Annotated in this window: 16 protein-coding genes; 9 read left to right on the top strand and 7 right to left on the bottom strand. The window is 37.8% G+C overall.

Annotated features, from left to right (window positions below; translation table 11 throughout):
- Positions 1-16 precede the first annotated feature (16 nt).
- Genes NU08_RS19720 through NU08_RS19710 form a run of 3 tightly spaced genes read left to right on the top strand, consistent with a single transcriptional unit; the run spans position 17 to position 5,064 of the window.
- Complete coding sequence (locus tag NU08_RS19720) at positions 17-1,615, top strand: nucleotidyltransferase domain-containing protein (protein WP_129748782.1); 1,599 nt, start codon at positions 17-19, stop codon at positions 1,613-1,615.
- Positions 1,608-3,779: a peptidase domain-containing ABC transporter gene (locus NU08_RS19715; protein ID WP_129748781.1), complete on the top strand. Its 2,172-nt coding sequence runs from the start codon at positions 1,608-1,610 to the stop codon at positions 3,777-3,779. Before NU08_RS19720 ends, NU08_RS19715 begins: the two co-directional genes overlap by 8 nt.
- Positions 3,772-5,064 (top strand): hypothetical protein, encoded by a 1,293-nt coding sequence (locus tag NU08_RS19710; RefSeq protein ID WP_129748780.1) that lies wholly within the window; start codon positions 3,772-3,774, stop codon positions 5,062-5,064. The genes NU08_RS19715 and NU08_RS19710 overlap by 8 nt, the downstream gene beginning before the upstream one ends.
- A gap of 867 nt (positions 5,065-5,931) precedes the next feature.
- On the opposite strand, the gene hemA is transcribed toward NU08_RS19710, so the two are convergent.
- The 3 genes from hemA to NU08_RS19695 all read right to left on the bottom strand — a co-directional run bounded on the left by hemA (position 5,932) and on the right by NU08_RS19695 (position 8,555).
- On the bottom strand, positions 5,932-7,236 hold the full coding sequence (hemA, locus tag NU08_RS19705; RefSeq protein WP_129748779.1) for a glutamyl-tRNA reductase: 1,305 nt from the start codon (positions 7,234-7,236) through the stop codon (positions 5,932-5,934).
- 277 nt (positions 7,237-7,513) lie between these two features.
- Positions 7,514-8,101 (bottom strand): hypothetical protein, encoded by a 588-nt coding sequence (locus tag NU08_RS19700; RefSeq protein ID WP_066034731.1) that lies wholly within the window; start codon positions 8,099-8,101, stop codon positions 7,514-7,516.
- Positions 8,102-8,120: 19 nt separating this feature from the next.
- A complete protein-coding gene (locus NU08_RS19695; RefSeq protein WP_129748778.1) occupies positions 8,121-8,555 on the bottom strand; it encodes a hypothetical protein in 435 nt (144 codons plus the stop codon).
- A gap of 311 nt (positions 8,556-8,866) precedes the next feature.
- Between NU08_RS19695 and NU08_RS19690 the strand changes: the two genes are divergently transcribed.
- From NU08_RS19690 to NU08_RS19665, 6 genes are all read left to right on the top strand, one after another.
- Entirely contained in the window at positions 8,867-9,262 is a 396-nt protein-coding gene (locus NU08_RS19690) for a hypothetical protein (RefSeq protein WP_129748777.1), read from the top strand.
- A 520-nt stretch (positions 9,263-9,782) separates the two neighbouring features.
- The gene (locus NU08_RS19685; protein ID WP_129748776.1) at positions 9,783-10,472 is read left to right on the top strand and encodes a VIT family protein; all 690 of its coding nucleotides are present in this window, start codon (positions 9,783-9,785) and stop codon (positions 10,470-10,472) included.
- Between the two features lie 113 nt (positions 10,473-10,585).
- The gene (locus tag NU08_RS19680; protein WP_129748775.1) at positions 10,586-11,023 is read left to right on the top strand and encodes a thioredoxin family protein; all 438 of its coding nucleotides are present in this window, start codon (positions 10,586-10,588) and stop codon (positions 11,021-11,023) included.
- Positions 11,007-11,957, top strand: coding sequence for an FAD:protein FMN transferase (locus tag NU08_RS19675; RefSeq protein ID WP_242502606.1), 951 nt, complete (start codon positions 11,007-11,009; stop codon positions 11,955-11,957). Before NU08_RS19680 ends, NU08_RS19675 begins: the two co-directional genes overlap by 17 nt.
- Positions 11,954-12,187 (top strand): DUF4266 domain-containing protein, encoded by a 234-nt coding sequence (locus tag NU08_RS19670; RefSeq protein ID WP_129748774.1) that lies wholly within the window; start codon positions 11,954-11,956, stop codon positions 12,185-12,187. The genes NU08_RS19675 and NU08_RS19670 overlap by 4 nt, the downstream gene beginning before the upstream one ends.
- 18 nt (positions 12,188-12,205) lie before the next feature.
- The gene (locus tag NU08_RS19665; protein WP_129748773.1) at positions 12,206-13,390 is read left to right on the top strand and encodes a DUF3570 domain-containing protein; all 1,185 of its coding nucleotides are present in this window, start codon (positions 12,206-12,208) and stop codon (positions 13,388-13,390) included.
- Positions 13,391-14,093: 703 nt separating this feature from the next.
- On the opposite strand, the gene NU08_RS19660 is transcribed toward NU08_RS19665, so the two are convergent.
- The 4 genes from NU08_RS19660 to NU08_RS19645 all read right to left on the bottom strand — a co-directional run.
- A complete protein-coding gene (locus NU08_RS19660) occupies positions 14,094-15,203 on the bottom strand; it encodes a S41 family peptidase (protein ID WP_129748772.1) in 1,110 nt (369 codons plus the stop codon).
- A 1,140-nt stretch (positions 15,204-16,343) separates the two neighbouring features.
- Positions 16,344-16,688, bottom strand: coding sequence for an L-rhamnose mutarotase (locus NU08_RS19655; RefSeq protein ID WP_129748771.1), 345 nt, complete (start codon positions 16,686-16,688; stop codon positions 16,344-16,346).
- Positions 16,689-16,699: 11 nt separating this feature from the next.
- On the bottom strand, positions 16,700-19,096 hold the full coding sequence (locus NU08_RS19650; RefSeq protein ID WP_129748770.1) for a TIM-barrel domain-containing protein: 2,397 nt from the start codon (positions 19,094-19,096) through the stop codon (positions 16,700-16,702).
- Positions 19,097-19,192: 96 nt separating this feature from the next.
- Positions 19,193-19,677: glycoside hydrolase family 97 C-terminal domain-containing protein (locus tag NU08_RS19645; protein ID WP_207214083.1), on the bottom strand; the 485-nt coding region annotated here is incomplete at its 5' end.

The raw sequence follows: 19,677 nt of genomic DNA, 5'->3' as shown, positions 1-19,677 counted from the left end.
TTGTAGGTATCTCTGTATGAAAATTAACAAAAAAACGACTCATGAAATTATTGAGTTTCTTTCGAAATATTATTCAAACCAGTACGCAAGTCTAGTAACTGGAAGTTATGTTGAAGGCACCAATAATGAATTCTCAGATGTTGATACTATAATATTCACCAAAGACAGAAATAATGTTTTCAATGAGATGGTTCTTTACAAAGATTTAAAACTCCAAACAATTATTATTCCTGTACAGAACATTCAGGAAATCCTTTGGATCGATTATCTGACAGGTCAGGGAACTTTTGTAAATATGATTGCTAAAGGCCATATTATTTTCGATCAGGATGATTTTTTAAAATCTCTTATTTCACATACAAAGGAGCTGGAAACACATGGAGTTAAGCCTTTATCTGATTACGAAAATTACATGGCAAGGGTCAAAATCACATCCCTTTTGTTTGATGTCATGGGGGCAGAAGACATTGATGAGCATTTGTATACTATTATAAATCTAATTGATTTGGTGACACAGTTTAAATTAAAAGCTAACGGCAGCTGGTGCAGTGACGGCAAATACAGGATGAAGCTCATTAAAGCCCTTGATGCCGAATTTTACCAAAAGCTAACTGCAGCAGTGGCAGATATATATGGAAACAAAAACAAGGAAAACATCATTAACTTAACAAAAGAGCTTTTGGAGCAGCATGGAGGCATATTGCCTTATTATTCCAAGGCTCATACGCTTTCTAAAGTTTCTGAAGATTATCTGGTTGTCGAACTTGATAACAGCTCAAATATGGAGATGTTAAAAAATACCATTAGGGTCTTGAGAGAATTCATAGAAAACATTAAGCAGTATAAGGAAATTGACTGCTACTTTTTCTCATCCAAACCTGTAAGTAAAAATAAAACGGAAGAGAATATTTATCTGGTCATAAACACTAAAAAAGAATTTATTAACGATTTTCTAATAGAACATCTTAACTTTTTTATCACTGGCAAAGAGAATATTTTAAGACTGCAGTTTCCTTTTCAATATGATCCAGTTTACCGTTTTTCGACAAAAAAAACATATAACAAACTGGCTCCGCTATTTTACCGCATTTCAAAACTGATTACAGAAAAAAAAGGAGCAATGTTTAATGCGTCCCATCAAATTCCATTTGCCGTTCATTTGCTGAAAGAAGCCAAAAACACTTGGTTTGCTGATTGTCCAGATATGTTTTCGCCTTTCCTAAAATATCTGTTTGAGTGCTGGTTTGTCTTTACATATGATGATGGGCTCAGCTTTAAAACAGAAGTGCTGCTGGAGAAGAAAAAAATAAATTTAGAAAAATTCGAAGCATTATTTCATGGGCAGCAGCTGCAGTTGCGAAGCAGTTACAATTCTGAATCCCTGATTCCAAAAGAAGTCGTAGCCATATTGAAAAAAATCAGCAAATTCCCTGAAATAAAGAACATCCCTGTCTATAAAGCGTACATAACACCCTCAGGTTTAAGTGAAATGCAGAGAAAGCAGTGGAGCCTTTTTAGAGAAATCATTTTCAAAACTTTTTCCATCCTTTTTATCGATAACCGCCTTATTTCATATATCCCCTTTGTTGTAAACAAATTAGAATTAAATGATTAATACCTTTCCGCACTATTCGCAACAGAACTCTCTTACATGCGGCCTAACCTGCATTAAGATTGTTGCCAAACACTATAAAAAAATAATAGATATCTCTCCTTACTATAAAAACCTCACATCAAAAGGTTTCTCTGTATATGATCTGTGCAAGGCCGCAGAAACCATTGGTTTCCGTTCAGCTGCGTATAATGTCTCTATTGATGACCTGAAATCATTTGACAAACCCATTATAATCCATTGGAAAAAGAATCATTACGCAGTCTTATACAAAGTAAAAAAAGGCAGATTTTTCATCTCTGACCCTGCAAAAGGACTTGTGGACTATGACTTAAAGGAATTTGCTGCCAGCTGGATAGATGCCGGTAACACTGGAAGAATCATAGTTCTGGAAGTATCCGAGAAGTTTCATGAATTAAAAAACGGCAGATCGAATTACTTAGCGGCGATTGAATTTTTGATCCGCCATTTAAGCCCGTACAAAAAAAATCTTTCGCAGCTACTGCTCGTTATGATTGTAATTGCATTAATATACGCCTCTCTTCCTTTTATTACACGGTCAATCATCGATGTGGGCATTGAAGGGCAGGATTTTAATTTCATCACAATAGTATTAATCGCCAATATCTGTCTGCTGCTTTTTAGAAGTATAGGAGAATGGATCAGAGCAACCGTTTCGCTGCATATTGCAAGCCGAATCAAAATTTCCATTGTTACCGATTACCTTATTAAAGTCTTCTCGCTTCCAGTGAATTATATCGACAGCATGCTAATGGGAGACATCATGCAGCGCTCAAAGGATCAAGAAAGAATTCAGCAGTTCATCTCCAATTCAGCAATATCTGTTTTTATGTCAATGCTTATTATTGTTATTTACGGAGTTATACTTTTTGTTTTTGATGGCAATCTGTTTTTGATTTTTTTATGTGCGACTGTTCTATATATCTTCTGGATCATGTTTTTTTATCAGATCAGAAAAAAAATGGATTTAAGCTACTATCAGCTGCTAGGAGAAAACCAAAGTTCATGGATAGAAATTTTAAAAAATTTCGAAGACATTAAATTAAACAATTATGCCTTAAACAAAAGATGGAAATGGGAAAAGATACAAGGGTCATTATATAATATCGAAATTAAACTGCTAAATATTGACCGCATTCAGCAGCTTGGAGCCGATTTTATTAATGGCCTGAAAGATATAGGCCTGACCTTTTATGGGGCATATCTGGTCATTCAAGGAGATCTGTCCTTAGGTACCCTGATTTCTATTCAATTCATCATTGGACAGCTGAATGTTCCAGTTTCAGAATTGATAACTTTTATAAAAATGGGACAGTCCGCTTTTATCAGTTTTCTGCGCGTAAATGACATCAATAATATGCCTGAAGAGCAGATTAAAAGCAAATCCCTTATTCATTCTTTCAGTTCTTCAAACAATGACATCACATTTAATAATGTAAGCTTCAAATATAAAGGTGCATCGCGTGGAGTTCTGCACAATCTAACATTTGTAATTCCGGAAAATAAAACTACAGCCATTGTAGGCTTAAGCGGATCGGGAAAAAGCACTATATTGAAACTACTATCCAAAGTATATGATGGATACTCGGGAGAAATCTATATAGGACAGAACAACATAAAATCATTTGACAATGATTTCATAAGAAAGAATACAGGAACGGTTTTCCAAGAAAGCACACTATACAATGATACTATATTAAACAACATTGTTCTGTCAGATGAACAGGAATATAGTCTGGAAAGAGTTGAAAAGGTATTGCCTTGGGCTAACCTAAAAGAAGAACTCTACCTGCTGCCTGAGGCTCTCAACACAAAACTTAGTGAAGGGGGAAAAGGTTTAAGCCAAGGTCAGAAACAAAGACTGCTGCTGGCTAGAGCTTTTTACAAACATCCTAAATTTTTATTGCTAGATGAAGTGACAAACGCAATCGACTCACGTAGTGAAAATAAAATTTTAGATGTGTTTAAAACCGAAATGAAGAATCAGACTATAATTTTGGTTTCACATAAATTATCAACAGTCAAATGCGCAGATTTTATTATACTCATTGATAGGGGAATTGCTTTAGAAGCTGGAACATACGATGAATTAATTGAAAAAAGGGCTTACTTCTATAATCTTTTTAAACCGCAGCTTAATGAATAAAAAAAATAACGTCTTAGAAAAATACCAATCGGAAGAGCTTAAAGAAATATCATTGGCATCAAATGTGAGTGACTATAAAAAAGTCCTCTATTTTATTATCTCGTTTATTCTTATCAGTGTAATAATCAGTGCCATGATAAAATATCCGGAAAAGGTTGTTGGCAGAGCCTTTATTGTATCAAAAAATCAAACCAACAATATCTATGCCCCAAACAGTGGTGAAATTAAACTACTCGTCCAAGATAACTGCTATGTCCAAAAAGGCGCTCTTCTGGCTTTAATAAACAGCACAACGGACTATGGTGATCTAATAAAAATAAAAAATCAGTTAAAAAGCATTGATATCAATACAATTGAAAGCTCCATCGATATTGAATTCGATAGGACATTACGGCTTGGAGAAATAGAAAAATTCTATTATAATTTCCTGCTGGCTGTAATTGAGTGTAATAACACTTTAAAGATCGATCTTGCAAAACTGAAAATTGAAAACATCGAGAAAAAACTAATTAGAAATTCAGAACGGGAAGAAATTTTAACGCAAGCTAAAAAAGTATTTGCAGATAAGTCAGAAATAGTTAATAAATCATACGAACTAGACCTGTCCCTATTTGATGCAAACGCAATTGTAAGAGATAAAATGGATAACTCAAAATTAACGATGCTTGATTTAAAAGAAAAAGCAATATACTTGGATAAAAATGATCAGGAATTGACGCATAATACCGGAGAATTAAGCGATGAAATTTCATTTCTAAAAAAAGACAGGGAAAAAATGATCGCTTCGGTTTTATTTAATGTAAAAAAAACGTACTTTGAGCTAATAACTGCCATTGATTATTGGGAACATAATTTTACAGTTAGCGCCCCTATTTCAGGAAAACTTGAATATTACCAGCCATTTCTTAATTCAAGCCAGTATGTAAAAAAAGAATCTCCTTTATTCATTATTCTACCGAAAACAGAAGATATATACGCCAGGGGGGTAATGTCTGCGAATGGCTATGGTAAAATAAAAAAAAATGACACTGTTTTTATAAAGCTGCGAGATTTTCCCTTCAAGGAATATGGTGATTTAAAGGGAATTATTTCAAATAAATCAAAAGTCTACCATGATACAATTTACTATATTGACATCAGGCTAGATCCAAAATTGAAAACTACGCATAATAAGAAAATAGATTTCACACACAACATGCCAGGCAGTTTGGAGTTTTATGGAAATAAGAGGAGTTTGCTCCAAAGAATTTTCAGCACTATTCAAAATTCAATCGAAAAAAATTAAAATGCAAATTTTAAAATCTCAAAAACAGTCTTCAAACCTCATAATAGAAACATATAAAATTAATATTATAAACTGTTTGCCTTTAAGATTAAGCGGTTATACAAATCTCTTGACTAACTACAATAAAATATTCAATCGTTCTAAAGCATTTTCTATTTTTGACTTAATAACCTGCCCATATAAAAAACTACGGTAAATAATATTACATACTTGTAGCTAACCATTAAACTCTGGCATTTTTTTTTAGATCTGAGACTTTAATTCGTACAGCCAAAGAAAGACAATTTTGACTTAAACATAACAATCTTTTCAAATCCTCCATAATATTTGTAGAATTGCATTTTAGTTTACTGACATGAACCAATTGAGTTTTATAATTTTTTTCATCAATCCCCAACAGGACATCTAAACCAAATTTACAAAGCCAATGAAAGACAGACACTAAATATAGTAAGCCAATTTCTTCAAATCATCCAAAAATGATGTTGTAATTTGTCCTGTCGAGGTCACAACGCCAAATGGCGCCAATTGAAGACAATTGGCGCCATTTTTTTATTAAACATAATTGCTGATGGACTACAGCTGAAAATTGATTTATTCCTCACTAAAATAAAGCACAAAATGGCCCCGATAGCAGCGGACATCCTTTTTGCGCCGGGGTTCGGCGCAGAAGATTGAAGCGAATAGCGGGAAAAAGCTCCCAAAAAAACAAACCTAAAAAAACAAAAAATCAGCATAAGAATTCCGCTTCAAAAAAACACCTGAAGCGCATCATTTATAGATATGCCCTATATGCCCGGCTCTGCCTGGTCTGCCTGGTCTGCCTGGTCTGCCTGGTCTGCCTGGCCTTTGAATTCCAGTTTATTTTTATGACAGATCGATTTTGTATTTTTCTTCAATTGGTGAAGAAGATTTACCTGGTGCAAACTGCCCTATTTGGAATACTTTTTCAATAAATTCAATGCTCTGGTCCAATGACGTATTTTCGTCTTTTAAATGGCTTGCAAAATGGCCTATTAATTTTTGGATAATCCTCGAACTGATCAAATCCATCTGAACTTCATCAAAATTGATTGTTTTCTTCTTTTGAAAAGCAAACTCAGCCGACACAATATCATTCAGTTTGGTTTTTAATGCATGGATGGTCAGTGCGCTTTTTCGGCCGTTTACCCATGTATTCAGTTCTGATTTCATATCCTCAATAATGGCTTCTGCAGCAAGAATATGCTGTTTTCTTCTTTCCAGCGTGTCATCGGCAATTTGAGATAAATGATCCAGATGTATTAAAGTTACACCGGGTATCTCTTCCACATCGGAATCTACATTGCACGGAATGGACAGGTCCAGAATTAATAAGGGTTTATGCAGGGCAAGCGATGTCTTGTCAATAGTGGGGCTTTGTGCTCCTGTAGCCACAACCAGCACATCTGTCCGCTGCAGTTCTTCTTTCAGATTGCAGTAATCCTTTACGATGACATTCAGTCTTCGCGCCAGTAATTCAGCTTTGTGTTTTGTTCTGTTTATAAGGGCAATATGTCTGTTTTTAGTATGCTTTAATAAATTTACGCAGGTATTCCTGCCTATTTTTCCTGTTCCGAACAGCAAAATATTTTTATTCCCGGCATCTGCGACATTTTGGATTATATACTGCACCGATGCAAAAGAAACCGATGCAGCGCCGGAAGAAATTTTTGTCTCTGTCTTAACTTTTTTGCTTGCCTGGATTACAGTATTTACCAAACGTTCCAGAAATGTGTTTGCCAAACCTTTCTCTTTGCTGTGGTTAAAAGCAGTCTTAATCTGGCTGATGATTTCAAAATCACCCAGGATCTGGCTGTCTAAGCCTGTCCCTACCCGGAACATGTGGCTCACGGCTTCGTTATTTTTATAGATGTAGCCAGACTGCTGAAATTCCTCCACGCTGCCTTTTGTATGGCTGCAAAGCAGTTTTATCAATTCATAGGGATGAGAAGCCCAGCCATAGATTTCAGTCCTGTTGCAGGTGGAAATCACAAGTAATGACTCTATTCCTTCATCTTTAGCCTGCGCCAGCAGTTCAGTCTGTGCTTTAGGGTCCAGGCTGAATTTTCCCCTGATCAGGGCATCTGCTTTTTTATAGCTTAATCCTAAGGCGTAAAAGGTCGTGTTTTGGGACAGCTTAAAATTTTCCATGGGATAACTTTAATTTAAGATTCGACAATTTAGGGAAGTCTGCGTTATAACATCAATTCGCAATGATGTTTTTGCAGGTATGCCGATAAACGGCTCCAAGGCAAAGCCCGTGGCAATCATTTCAATCCATGTATCATGATATGGCCAAAGATGGCATAAAAGAAATTTATACTGAAAAGGGGTTTCTTTAGGCAGGCATGCTCATTTTGGAATAAAAAAATGTTTAAAACAAAAACGCCACCCGCAGAAAAAGGCGGCGTTTTTTTGGAAAGATTACTTATTTTTGGACGATAGGCGTTCTCAATGATTCCAAAACTGCCACAATATCCGTATAGAGTTCTGTGTTTGAGGCAACGCCGTTCGCATTGGCCGCCGCTCCCACATAACCTTCGAATTTTGTATAGTCCGCACTGCTGGATTTTGTTCCCATTCTAGGATTTGTCGCAGGGTTGTGCGCCGCCGCCATGCTCAGGCCCGAATACGTATTTACTGCATTGGTGCCTCCGGTGTTGAATGAAAAGAAATCAGTCAGGTTATCGGATAATTTTGCAATATTTGTAGCTTGGGTTGTTCCGGTTTCGGCCAAAAGGGGTGCAAAATGAGCCTGCAGGTTTCCTGATGCATTGGACTGAATATCGGCAACTATCAATCCGATGGTTGAATTGACCACTTTACGGAAGCTCAAGCGCCCCTGCTCGATCATCTGTCCTGAATTATCAGGATCTGCGACCATTTTAGTGCCTCCCAATCGCTCATATATGGATGCTTTTACAGGAGCCGGAGTCTCATCATCATTGCTGCAGGATGTAAAAACAGCTGCTGAAAGGAATAACACGCTTAAGGCAATTTTAGAATAATTTTTCACAACAATTATATTTAAAGGGTTAATTAAAAAAATGATTGATCTTCTGGGACAACTTATAGCCCAGACTGTTTTGGTCCATAGGACAAACTTCTTTGGAAGCCAGATTTTCAGGCAGTATATAAGGCTGGGCATCATAATGCCTTTTGGCCATCAGCTGCGCATAGATCTTTTTCGAATTGGTGATTCTGTTATTATGGAAATAAACCACCACGTTTCTCTTGATAATGATGGAATCTGAGGTCAGCCCTTTAATGGATCTCAGATCAGCGCAAATCTGTATGGCCTGCGCAGAATCGATAGCTTCCTTGAAATCAATCCGGCTCACCTGCAGGTTTGGAGTTTCATAAACCGCAGGCTTGGCAGTAATGATATGGAAAAGAAGAATTGCCGAAAATAGGACCGTAATTCCCATTGCGATCCAAAGTGCTTTTTTGATGTACTTGTTGATTTTCATATGTGATTTTTATAGCGGTTAGATTTAAGGTCATATACGGAAACTTTTTTAGGATGGTTTTAACAAGTAAAAAGAAAACTTTAGTTTAGAATTATTTTAAATAGTTTGAATCTTTTCCCCAGCATCAGATACGATAAAAACAGCATCCCTCACGCTCTATTTTTTATACAGCCCGTAAAAGTCTTAATCTGAATTTGAATGGATAAAAAAAGTACTTCTTAAAATCTGTAAAATAAATTTTGACGTATATAGGTGAAAAGCATTCCTTGAGATGAAAATCAAGTCTGCTTTGTAAACTAAAAAAACACGTTATGAAACTACAAAAAGCATGTGCCGTTTTATTAGCCGCCATAATCCTTGCAGGCTGCTCAAATGATGATTCCTCCGCTCCAATGAACACCAGCGCGCCTGCCGGATCAGTAACATATGACAAGGATGTAAAAACAATTATTGACAATAACTGCATTGTCTGCCATGCGGCGGTTCCTACAAACGGTGCCCCTATATCTCTTGTCACATATGCCCAAGTCAAAGATGCTGTTTTAAAACGAAGCCTCATTATCCGAATTTCCCTGGAAAACGGCAATAGTGTGCTGATGCCTAAAGGAGGCCCAAGAATGCCCCAGGAAACTATAGATATAGTCAAGCAATGGAAAAGGATGGATTATTTGAAAAATGATTTTATCTGCAGGCTTTTTCAAAAATAATGCAGTCCAGGGAAATTTAGTCGATAAATCTCCATAAAAGCCCTGAACTGCTCCATTTCGGTCTGCGTAAAACAGACCGCATGTTTATCCTGCGCCTCAATCCTGTTCCATCTAGTGCCAGCCAGCATTTTCACGCAGGCAGGAAGACAGGCAGGCAAAAAAGGCAAGCCGGGTATAATTGAAAGAGCACTTCATAAGACATTCTTTTTTTTGCATAAATCTCACACGGCAGTAGGAATCTTCCTTTTAATTTTGGGCTAACAAAGAACGATATACAATATAAATATAATTTCCTATTAAATTTAGAATCATTCTAATGGTATTATTCTCATATCCAAAAAGGATTTAAGTTAATTTTATTATGAATTTCAAGCCGGCTAAAATGAGCATTGCTGATAAAGACCATGTGCAGAGAGCCCTTACAGGCATAGATAAAAAAATAAACAGTGTAAAAACAATTTTGGAGGCACAGAAAAAACCTCTGAAGACCGTGACTGGGTAAAACTGCTAAATAAAAATTATGGAATCTGAGGTTCATTATATTAACAGAAGCGGCTGGCTCCGGGCGGCAGTACTTGGAGCCAATGATGGGATACTTTCAACCACCAGTCTTACGATTGGCGTCGCAGCGGCAAGCACAGCCAGAGAGCCTGTTCTGCTTGCTGCAGTTGCTGGACTGGTTGCAGGCGCGCTGTCCATGGCTGCCGGGGAATATGTATCGGTCAGTTCGCAATCAGATGTTGAATCAGCTGATCTCGAAAGGGAAAAATTGGCACTGCAGAATATGCCGCAAGAGGAACTTGAAGAATTAGCGGAGATTTATATACGAAGGGGGCTGAATGAAGAACTGGCTAGGCAGGTGGCCTCTGAATTGATGGCTCATGACGCCCTTGAAGCACATGCAAGGGATGAATTGGGGATCAACGAAATCACGCAGGCCAATCCTCTAGCAGCTGCATTTGCATCGGCGGTATCTTTTATTATTGGAGGTTTTCTTCCCCTGCTGGTAGCAATTTTTGCCCCCATTAAAGACATGATTTTCTGCCAATATGCCTTTTCAATTCTTTTTCTGGCTTTCTCAGGGATTCTTGCCGCTAAGGCTGGAGGCTCAAATATCCTTAAATCAGTCCTTCGGATCTGCATCTGGGGTACTTTTGCTATGGCTGCCTCAGCCCTGGTCGGATATATTTTTGGAGTCCAGACTGCCTGAAACAAGAAAACAGGGCTTGTAACCACTTAAAAATATTAATCCAATCTTAAGCGAGCCGCAAAAATAACAAACCATGCTTTTCGTTATTTCGTATATACAAAAAAAAAAAAAAAATGAAACTGATAACTATATTCCTTGCACTGACAATGACGCTTTCCATAAACTGGGAACCTGACTTTAATAATGCAAAAAAAACTGCAAAAGAAAAACACAAATTAATCCTCTTGAATTTCTCGGGTTCTGACTGGTGCGGACCTTGTATCGTGACGCGCAAGAACTATCTAGAAAGCGCAGTTTTTACTGCTATGGCAAATGAAAACTTAGTACTTGTCAATGCTGATTTTCCAAGAAAAAAGAAAAATATTGGAACTCCAGAGCAGGTAAAGCGAAACGAGGATTTAGCCGAAATTTATAATAAGGAAGGAAGTTTTCCTCTTACGCTTCTTCTGGACGCAGATGGCAAGGTAATCAAAACCTGGCATGGAAAACCGGAAACGACTCCTGATGAGTGGACAGCCGAAATAAAAGCGATCTGTGAGAGCCGAAAATAACATATCTGAAAATAAAAAATATTCCCAGTCCCTAAAACTCATGGGCAACAGCTTTACCATTACGGTTGTCGCACATAATGAGAAAACAGGAAATGAGAATATCAGCCTGGCTATTGAAGAAATCAGGCGGATTGAAAAACTTCTGACTACTTACAAAGAAGACAGCCAGACCAATCTCATAAATGAGAATGCGGGAATCAGGCCAGTTGAAGTCGATCTGGAAGTCTTCAACCTCATCGAAAGGTCCATCGGCATTTCAAAGATCACCCAGGGCGCCTTTGACATTTCCTATGGAAGCATAGACAAAAGCCTTTGGAATTTTGACAGGGCCATGACCAAATTGCCCGATGTGCAGACTGCAAAAAAGATGGTGCATCTGATCGATTACCGAAAAATCATCCTTGACAGGGAAAACACGACAGTCTTTCTAAGGGAAAAAGGGATGAGGATAGGCTTTGGAGGAATCGGAAAAGGATATGCCGCCGAAATGGCCAAACAGGTCTTGCTTAAGCGGGGCGTGCAAAGCGGCATCATTAATGCCAGCGGAGACCTTTCTGTCTGGGGGCTGCAACCCGACGGCCGGAAGTGGACAATCGGAGTGGCAGATCCGGACTCTCCCAATGCCGCATTCTCCTACATGGAGATATCCGACAAAGCGGTGGCCACTTCGGGAAACTATGAAAAGTACATAACTATAGACGGCAAAAAATATTCGCATACAATTGACCCAAAAACAGGCCTTCCGATAAGAGGAATAAAAAGCGTCACTATTATCGCCTCAAACGCGGAATTTGCAGATGCCATGGCTACACCCATAGCTGTTATGGGCATCAGGGCTGGATTATTCCTAATAGATCAGATTCCTGATTTATATTGTATTATAATTGACGAGAGCAATAAGATCTACACATCCAAAAACATTAATCTGAAATGAAAAAGCCAACGCAAAAAAATCTCGCATTGTTATGCAGTGCCGCTCTTGCGGGCCTGCTGCTTGGTTCCTGTACCAGTGTAAAGGAATACCAGAAAGGAAAACTCAACGATTCTGAAATGGTGCTTTCGAACAGGAAAATCGAAAAAACGGAACTCAGTTTCCAATCCTACCGAGAAGGAGCTTCCGGGGCAAATGGAGGAAAAAGCGGCGGAGGCTGCGGATGCAATTAATTTTATGCCTTATTAAAGATGAAAAGAGTATTTCTTACAGGAGCAGCGTTGCTGGCATTGTTCCAGTCAAGAGCGCAGGATATCCCAGTTGATTCTACAGGCTATAAAAGCAGAAAGCTTAAAGTTGAAGAGGTAAATCTCGTATCGAGCTATTACAGCCAGAATGGCGATCATTCCGCCGTAACTGGAGGCATCGGAACCCAGAAGCTTACCGATATTGCCAACACCATTGATGTCAGACTGATCAAATATGGGCAGACAGGCATCAAGCATACCTTTGACATCGAAGCGGGAATTGACCACTATACCTCTGCCTCTTCTGATATGATCGACCTGAGTGCCAACTCTTCAGCCTCTTCATCAGATAACAGGTTTTATCCATCGCTGACCTATCTTAGAGAGAACGAACAGAAAGGCCGCACTATTGGTATTGGCGTTTCTTCTTCCACTGAGTTTGACTACCAGTCCTTTGGGGGAAACATCAGTTTTTCTCAGAAAACAAAAGACAGGAACGGAGAGTTTACGGCACGCTTCCAAACTTTTATCGACCAGCTGAAGCTTATTGAGCCTATAGAGCTTAGAGATCCTGGCAGTGAAGGTTATGGCAGTGCCAACAGAAACACCTTTGCCGGAACCTTGAGCTACTCACAGGTTATCAATCAAAGGCTTCAGGTAATGCTTGTCGGGGATGTAATCAGCCAGAATGGGTATTTAAGCCTTCCCTTCCACAGGGTTTATTTTGCAGATGGCTCAGTGCATCAGGAAAAAATGCCCGATACGCGTTTTAAAATTCCTCTCGGAATCAGGGCCAGCTATTTTATGGGGGACAACATCATCATAAGGGCCTATTACCGCTATTATACCGATGACTGGAATCTAAAAGCGCATACTGCTGATCTTGAAATTCCTGTAAAACTGACCCAGGCTTTTTCGCTCAGCCCGTTCTACAGGTATTACTCTCAGAGTGCGGCTAAGTATTTCAAACCATACGGCGAACATACTGCCGCAGATGAGTATTACACTAGCAACTATGACTTATCGAAATTCAACAGCAGTTTTGTGGGAATGGGGTTAAAATTTACCCCGCCTGACGGTATTTTTGGACTGAAACACTGGAATACACTGGAGATACGCTACGGCCATTACAATAGATCCAATGACCTGGCTTCTGATATAATAAGCATCAATATCAAATACAGATAAGCCATCAGGCAAAAGAGAAGACTTGCCTGAAACTTCAAATCAGGTGCAGTCTTAACGAGAGTCAAAAAAAATTCCATTATCATCCTTTGATGTTAGATCCCGGACAGCTGGAAAAGTTCTCCGGGATACGGCATTAGAAAAAAGAAAACCTTTGATTTATTTCTTTTGGCGGTAGATACATCCAGAATTGTATTGATAAAATCTGAAAAGAATAAAAAAACAGGTAAAGTTACCTATTTAACTAATGCTTATTTGAAAACAATAATTATTAAAATATTATTTGGGAAATCAAATATATTTTCAATCAATACCCGAAAGGACATCTAAACCAAATTTACAAAGACAATGAAAGACAGACACCAAATATAGTAAGCCAATTTCTTTAAATCATCCAAAAAAGATGTTGAAATTTGTCCTGTCCCTGTCACAAAAAGAGACAACTAATTAATAGTTGTCTCTTTTTTTTATACCCTAATGTGTAGATTTTTCAAGCCTATACGACTTAACATTCTATGGTTAGATTTTTCCATAGGAAATTCTTAGTCTGTTTGAAATAAAAAGTCGTAAAGTGGCGCTATCAGAGATTTAATCGAAGCTGAACGATGGTTCGAAATCCCGTTAAGGATATAGGATTTTTTTTCTCTTTTGGTTTATCGTAATTTTTTTACTAAATATTATTGTTCAATTGCGGTTGAAAATTGATTTATTTCTGTTTTAATAGTTCTTTGATAGCCATATCTAATACAGGGTCATTCATGTTTAGCAAATCATTTTGGGTATTTAGAACATGAATGTCAACAGGTGCGCCGATTCCTTCATAACAAATCATTTTGTTGTCGTAGTATCGCTCATTAGAGAGGGAAATAAGCCAACCATTAGGAAGCGTAAAACCATACATATTTGAGTAAATGCCGCGTGTGTTTGATCCAACAATTTTTACATTGGGCAGTTCTCTCATTATAGAAGCAAATAAATCTCCTGCGCTTACTGTTTTGTCATTCGTTAGGACTACTACAGGTTTTGTAAATTGAAAAACACCTTTAGGCTCAGTGTACCATGTTTCAAGTTGCCCAAAATCTTCATATCCCCCCTTTCTTATTCTTGTTTTTTTATGCATCCCAATTACTTTATTAGCTGTAAATCTGCCAGCAACTTCATAAGCAAATTCATCATTTCCCCCAATATTATCTCTCACATCTACGATAATTGATTTTACATCTTTAAAACTTGCAAACAGTGTATCCAATAGTTTACCTGCAACTACTGCATCAGGCACATTATCAGAATCTTGATCAACGAAGCATCTGTTGAAACGCAGGTATCCTATACCATTTGAAGTCGAATAAGCAAACAGAGGTACATGATTAAATTCAGGACCTGCGTATTGCAATGCTGTAAAATGTTTTTGCGATAAGGAAGAATTTACCATTTGCCAAAACTCATTACGCAAACTATCCGTTGGGAACTCTTTTACGAACTGCGAAGGTTTCACGGATTTGAATTGTTTTATTCCCGGAACGATAACATTGATATGATTGTCGTTAAAAGGAGCCAGCATCTGAGAAAAAACTGTATATAAAGAATCATCAGAAGTATTAGCGTTTATCAGTGGTCTATATTTTTGATATGTGGCATGCCAGTCAATATTCCTTAACTTAAAGAAGGCATAGTTGTCTTCGAAAGTATGCCATAACACTTCAAAGTTTAATTCCGGTTTTGAAATAGCAGTGTCTTTGGGATAAGAAATTGGATTTTGAGCGTTAGTTATATTTGCGGTGAAAATTAACAAAATCAAGTAGCTAAAAATTTTCATATTTTTTTAATGATTAAATTTAAGATGGTGTTGATTCAAATTAGAGATAACGTTCTGGCGCTAAACGAGTTTTGAAATTAAAGATGCGAGATTTTTCCCTTATTCACAAATTTTCCAAGTACAAAACCAATAAATAAGTTAATTTTTAGCCTCAATGGAAACTCTAATATCCTCACCAAATTTTAATCTGAATGATCTTCGATTTATTTATTGCATAATTTTACTAAAAACCAACTTGTTTCCTTTAGGCAATTCTAAATTATCTTTTGCAAGAATTTATAAAAATTATTACTGCTTAAATAAATTAAAACCCCCCTTTGTTTTAACACTTTTTAACATTTAACCTCTACAGGACATACAAACTACTATTGAATTAAAAAACAAAATAATTATCTTATAAATTCACTTGAAAATAAGCCAATTTCTTTAAATCATTCATAAAATGGTTTGTAAATTGTTCAGTAAGGGTCACCACACTGCCAAATGGCGCCAATTGAAGACAATTGGCGCCATTTTTTTATAATCCTGCTTATTTATTTATCTAACAGCCGAGCTCCTAAGCAGCCCTAGACCTCAATAGCAGTGGAAATCCTTTTGTGCCGAGGCTACGCACAAAAGATTGCTTCGCCAGTTCTCTAGCGCTCGGGTGGAACATATAGCGGAAAAAGCTCCAAAAAAAATATTAAATCTAAAAATAATATTAACACCAAACACCTTTTACATTGATATAGGTTCCCTCCGATCTCCAACTCTCCCCATTCTCCCTTCTCCTCTTCATCTCTGACTCAACCAAAAGCGTAAATTTATAAACCCAGCGCTGAATAACGTCATGATCAACAGAACTCATCGCATATTCATGATCTCTTCAACATGCCGATAGCTTAATGTAAACATAATAAAATATACGGCATGCCAAAATAATAGACTTTGGATAGCAATGGTCTTAGTATTCATGAGTTTAAGAGTTTAAAAAGACAAAGATAAAACTTAGCTTAGATTCGACAGAACCTCCAAAACAAGTTAATGTTTTGAGGTTTACAATCAAAAAAACTAAACGACTCTGCATTTAAAATGCAGAATGGTTTAGTTTTACAAGAACCTCAAAGTCCTCAATTTTAATTTTTATCAGCAAAATAAGCGTTACGGCAAGCTATAAATCTGCTCCATCTTCAGCCACTTTTCTCCCTGTTTTGCTAAAGGAGGCGCCTGCTGAAATTTCCACATTAGCTGCTCCCACTTCTGAACATCAGGATTTGCAATATCCATCAGCTGTTTCCTCTCGGGAGTAAAAGTTTCATCCACCTCCATAATCATAAATAATCTATTGCCTAAGAGGTAAATTTCCATAGACACTACTCCAGCATCTTTAATGCTTTTCGTGATTTCAGGGCGTGCATTTTCTGCAAGATGATACTTTTTATATTCTTCTATAAGTTCCGGATCATCAATCAGATCGCAGGCATAACATGTCCTTTTTAACTGCATATCTTCCTTGCTTAAAGTTTACATTCTATTTTTTTTCCTTTATAAACCAAAACTTTTTTAGTGCCATCTGGCAGCACAATGCTAAAAGTCCTTTCAGATAGCATCCCTTTATACTGTCCTCTTCTATTTGAAAGCGTTAATTTTTTCAGCTTATCATTATATGTAAAATCAATTTCTGTATAGGCACCTTTTTCATAATTGTAATTATCAAATTCATCTTCATAAAGGGTAAAGAAACCATCCTTTCCCGGATATACTTTTATTTGAAGATTGTCCCATTTTTTTTCCTCAGCAAACTGCACTTGAGGTCCCATTGGAATAATAGCGCCTTCCTTAACAAACAGCGGTATCATATCCAGCTTTGTTTTTCTGGTAATTTCCTTACCGCCCTGCAGTTTTTCATTTGTCCAGAAATCGTACCAGCCGCTTCCAACAGGAAGATAAACGATTCTTGATTTTTCTGCTGTAAAATCTATACTCTGCTTTTGATTCTGGCTTTCTTTTATTTTTTCGGGTGTATATTGGGCCTGAACCACCGGTGCAACCAAAATAGATTTTCCGAACATAAACTCATCTTTAACATCCCAACTCTTAGAATCGGCGGCAAAATCCATAAATAATGCCCTCATAAAACTGGAATCTTTATGGGTTACTTCCCATGATACCGAATAAATGTAAGGCAACAGGGAATAACGCAGATTTATAAATTTCTCAATCGCATCATATACCGGTTCGCCTTTCTGACCAAAATTATAGATCTCGCGAGGTATATCTGTACCATGAGAACGCATCATCGGGTTAAAAGCTCCAAATTGCAGCCAACGAACATAAAGCTCGCGAAACAAAGGGCTATCCGCTCCTGAAACTTCTCCTTTTTGGTTATAAGCACCAGCAAAAAAACCTCCAATATCTGAATTCCAATGTGGCATGCCTGTAAGGGTAAAATTAAGTCCCGCCGGAATCTGTGCACGTAGGTTTTCCCAACTAGACTCTACGTCTCCTGTCCATGTATTGGCACCATAACGCTGCTGGCCAGCGAAAGCAGATCTTGTTAGAATGAAAACCCGCTTATCTGAAGTCTCTTTTCGCTGATGATCGTAAACCCCGCCCACAGCCATAAGGGGATAAGCATTTCGCACTTTTCTGAAAGTTCCAAAATATGTTTTGGTATCATAATCTTCCGGCTTTACCCAAAGATGATCCGGCTCTGTGGAATCCATCCACCAGCCGTCAATTCCTTTTGCAAAAAGGCCTTCACTTGCATATTTCCAATAAATGTCTCTTGCCTTTGGGTTGTAAGCGTCATAAACGCGCACTCCCGAAGGATAATCTTTTTTTGGTGGAAAAATTTCGCTGCCCGATTCTGGCCAAGTTAGGAAATCAAACAGCATTCCGTTGCTATTCAGCTCATTATAAGGCTTTGTTTTGGGTCCAAATGAAGACCAGATCGAAATAATCATATGGGCATTCAGACCGTGAATTTCATCCACCATCTTTTGAGGCTCGGAAAATTCAGGATTAAGAAACTCCATCGCATTCCACAGATAATTATTCCCCCAATACTGCCAGTCTTGAATTATTCCGTCCAAAGGCACTCCCAGTTCACGGTATTTTTTTACTACACCTACTAATTCATTCTGGCTCTTATAGCGTTCTTTGCTCTGCCAGAAACCATAGGTCCAAAGCGGGAACATAGGCACTGTTCCGGTTAGCTTTCTCATTTGCGAGATCACTCCATCGGCATTTTTACCATACATAAAGTAGTAATCTACCCCATCGCCCACAAGAGATTCAAAAGATGTCCCATTGGCATTGTCTTTAAATTCTGTCGGAGCATAATTATCCCAAAAAAGGCCATACCCTTTTACCGACTGAAAAAAAGTCACAGCATCTTCTGTATTTCCCTGTTCCAAACGATAATTTTGATTTCTTTGGTTTAAATCTCCCCTCTGGTGCTGTCCTAAACCATATATAGGTTCTTCTTTCTCCAAATCAAATGCCTGATAAACGGTATAAGAATCGGTATCGGTATCTTTTACGGGTTTAAATTTTGTTCCCTGTTTTTTCTCACGAAGCAAAATCCGGTCTGAACTTGCAAATGAGATTTCTCCAGTTGGAAACTGCACCGTAACATTCAAACTTTCGGATTTTAAAACCAATTGGCTGTTTTGGCTTTTTACTGTAAAAAGAGTTGCCGACGGTTTCACGTTTACTGAAAGGCTTTCTTTGGAATAGACTCCCGCTGTTGGATATTTTACAACTCTTACAATGGAAGGAGTGTAAAACTGAATTTCTATTGTATTTCCATCTGCTTGCGTCTTGATTCCCAGATTGTTTTTCTCATATTTCTGGGCGTAGCCGGCCGCACAGAAAAACAGCGGGAAAATTAATCGATAAATAAATTTCATTTGGTTTAAGTTATTTTAATTAGTAAGATTATGCTAAAATATATTCGCTATTTATTGCTTCAATTCTGAATAAATCCATAATGAGCCCTAAAGATTTTAATTGGTTAACAGAACACCGCCATTACAGGGAACTTTTATGGGCACTCCAATCTTTGATCTGTATTTAATGTCCATAATTTTTCCATTTAATAATTCGTCATCCTGATAACATCTAAGAGTGGTGCCCTCCGAGATCATGGGCAGCTTTAATTTTAGTTCCAAAGGTTCTTTCTGCGCATTAATTCCGGCGATATACCACTTTGCCCCCTTTCGTCTGGCCAGCACAACATATTTGCCTGGATATCCTTCCAAAAAGCGGACTTCATCCCAGACTGTCGGCACTTCCTTCATAAATTTTATGGCCCAGTCTGGAGCATCATATAAATTATTAGGCGCCAAAGCAAAATGCTGCACGCCGCTCTGAAAAAGCACTGAAGTGGCTAAAGCAAACACATCTGAAGTCATTCTTTTAGAGCCTTTGTTGGGAATGTTATCGCTATTGTAGAATTTGTTCAAAGCGCTTCCGCCAAAATCCATGCTTC

Origin of the sequence: Flavobacterium anhuiense (assembly GCF_004151235.1) — a bacterium.
Classification (GTDB): domain Bacteria; phylum Bacteroidota; class Bacteroidia; order Flavobacteriales; family Flavobacteriaceae; genus Flavobacterium; species Flavobacterium anhuiense_A.
This window is presented reverse-complemented; position numbering and strand designations above follow the sequence as displayed.

Excerpts from the sequence above, each read along its gene's own strand:
- NU08_RS19690 (WP_129748777.1), top strand. The coding sequence starts at position 8,867 with ATGAAACTACAAAAAGCATGTGCCGTTTTATTAGCCGCCATAATCCTT.
- NU08_RS19660 (WP_129748772.1), bottom strand. The coding sequence starts at position 15,203 with ATGAAAATTTTTAGCTACTTGATTTTGTTAATTTTCACCGCAAATATA.
- NU08_RS19685 (WP_129748776.1), top strand. The coding sequence starts at position 9,783 with ATGGAATCTGAGGTTCATTATATTAACAGAAGCGGCTGGCTCCGGGCG.
- NU08_RS19665 (WP_129748773.1), top strand. The coding sequence starts at position 12,206 with ATGAAAAGAGTATTTCTTACAGGAGCAGCGTTGCTGGCATTGTTCCAG.
- hemA (WP_129748779.1), bottom strand. The coding sequence starts at position 7,236 with ATGGAAAATTTTAAGCTGTCCCAAAACACGACCTTTTACGCCTTAGGA.
- NU08_RS19715 (WP_129748781.1), top strand. The coding sequence starts at position 1,608 with ATGATTAATACCTTTCCGCACTATTCGCAACAGAACTCTCTTACATGC.
- NU08_RS19680 (WP_129748775.1), top strand. The coding sequence starts at position 10,586 with ATGAAACTGATAACTATATTCCTTGCACTGACAATGACGCTTTCCATA.
- NU08_RS19650 (WP_129748770.1), bottom strand. The coding sequence starts at position 19,096 with ATGAAATTTATTTATCGATTAATTTTCCCGCTGTTTTTCTGTGCGGCC.
- NU08_RS19670 (WP_129748774.1), top strand. The coding sequence starts at position 11,954 with ATGAAAAAGCCAACGCAAAAAAATCTCGCATTGTTATGCAGTGCCGCT.
- NU08_RS19710 (WP_129748780.1), top strand. The coding sequence starts at position 3,772 with ATGAATAAAAAAAATAACGTCTTAGAAAAATACCAATCGGAAGAGCTT.
- NU08_RS19695 (WP_129748778.1), bottom strand. The coding sequence starts at position 8,555 with ATGAAAATCAACAAGTACATCAAAAAAGCACTTTGGATCGCAATGGGA.
- NU08_RS19720 (WP_129748782.1), top strand. The coding sequence starts at position 17 with ATGAAAATTAACAAAAAAACGACTCATGAAATTATTGAGTTTCTTTCG.
- NU08_RS19655 (WP_129748771.1), bottom strand. The coding sequence starts at position 16,688 with ATGCAGTTAAAAAGGACATGTTATGCCTGCGATCTGATTGATGATCCG.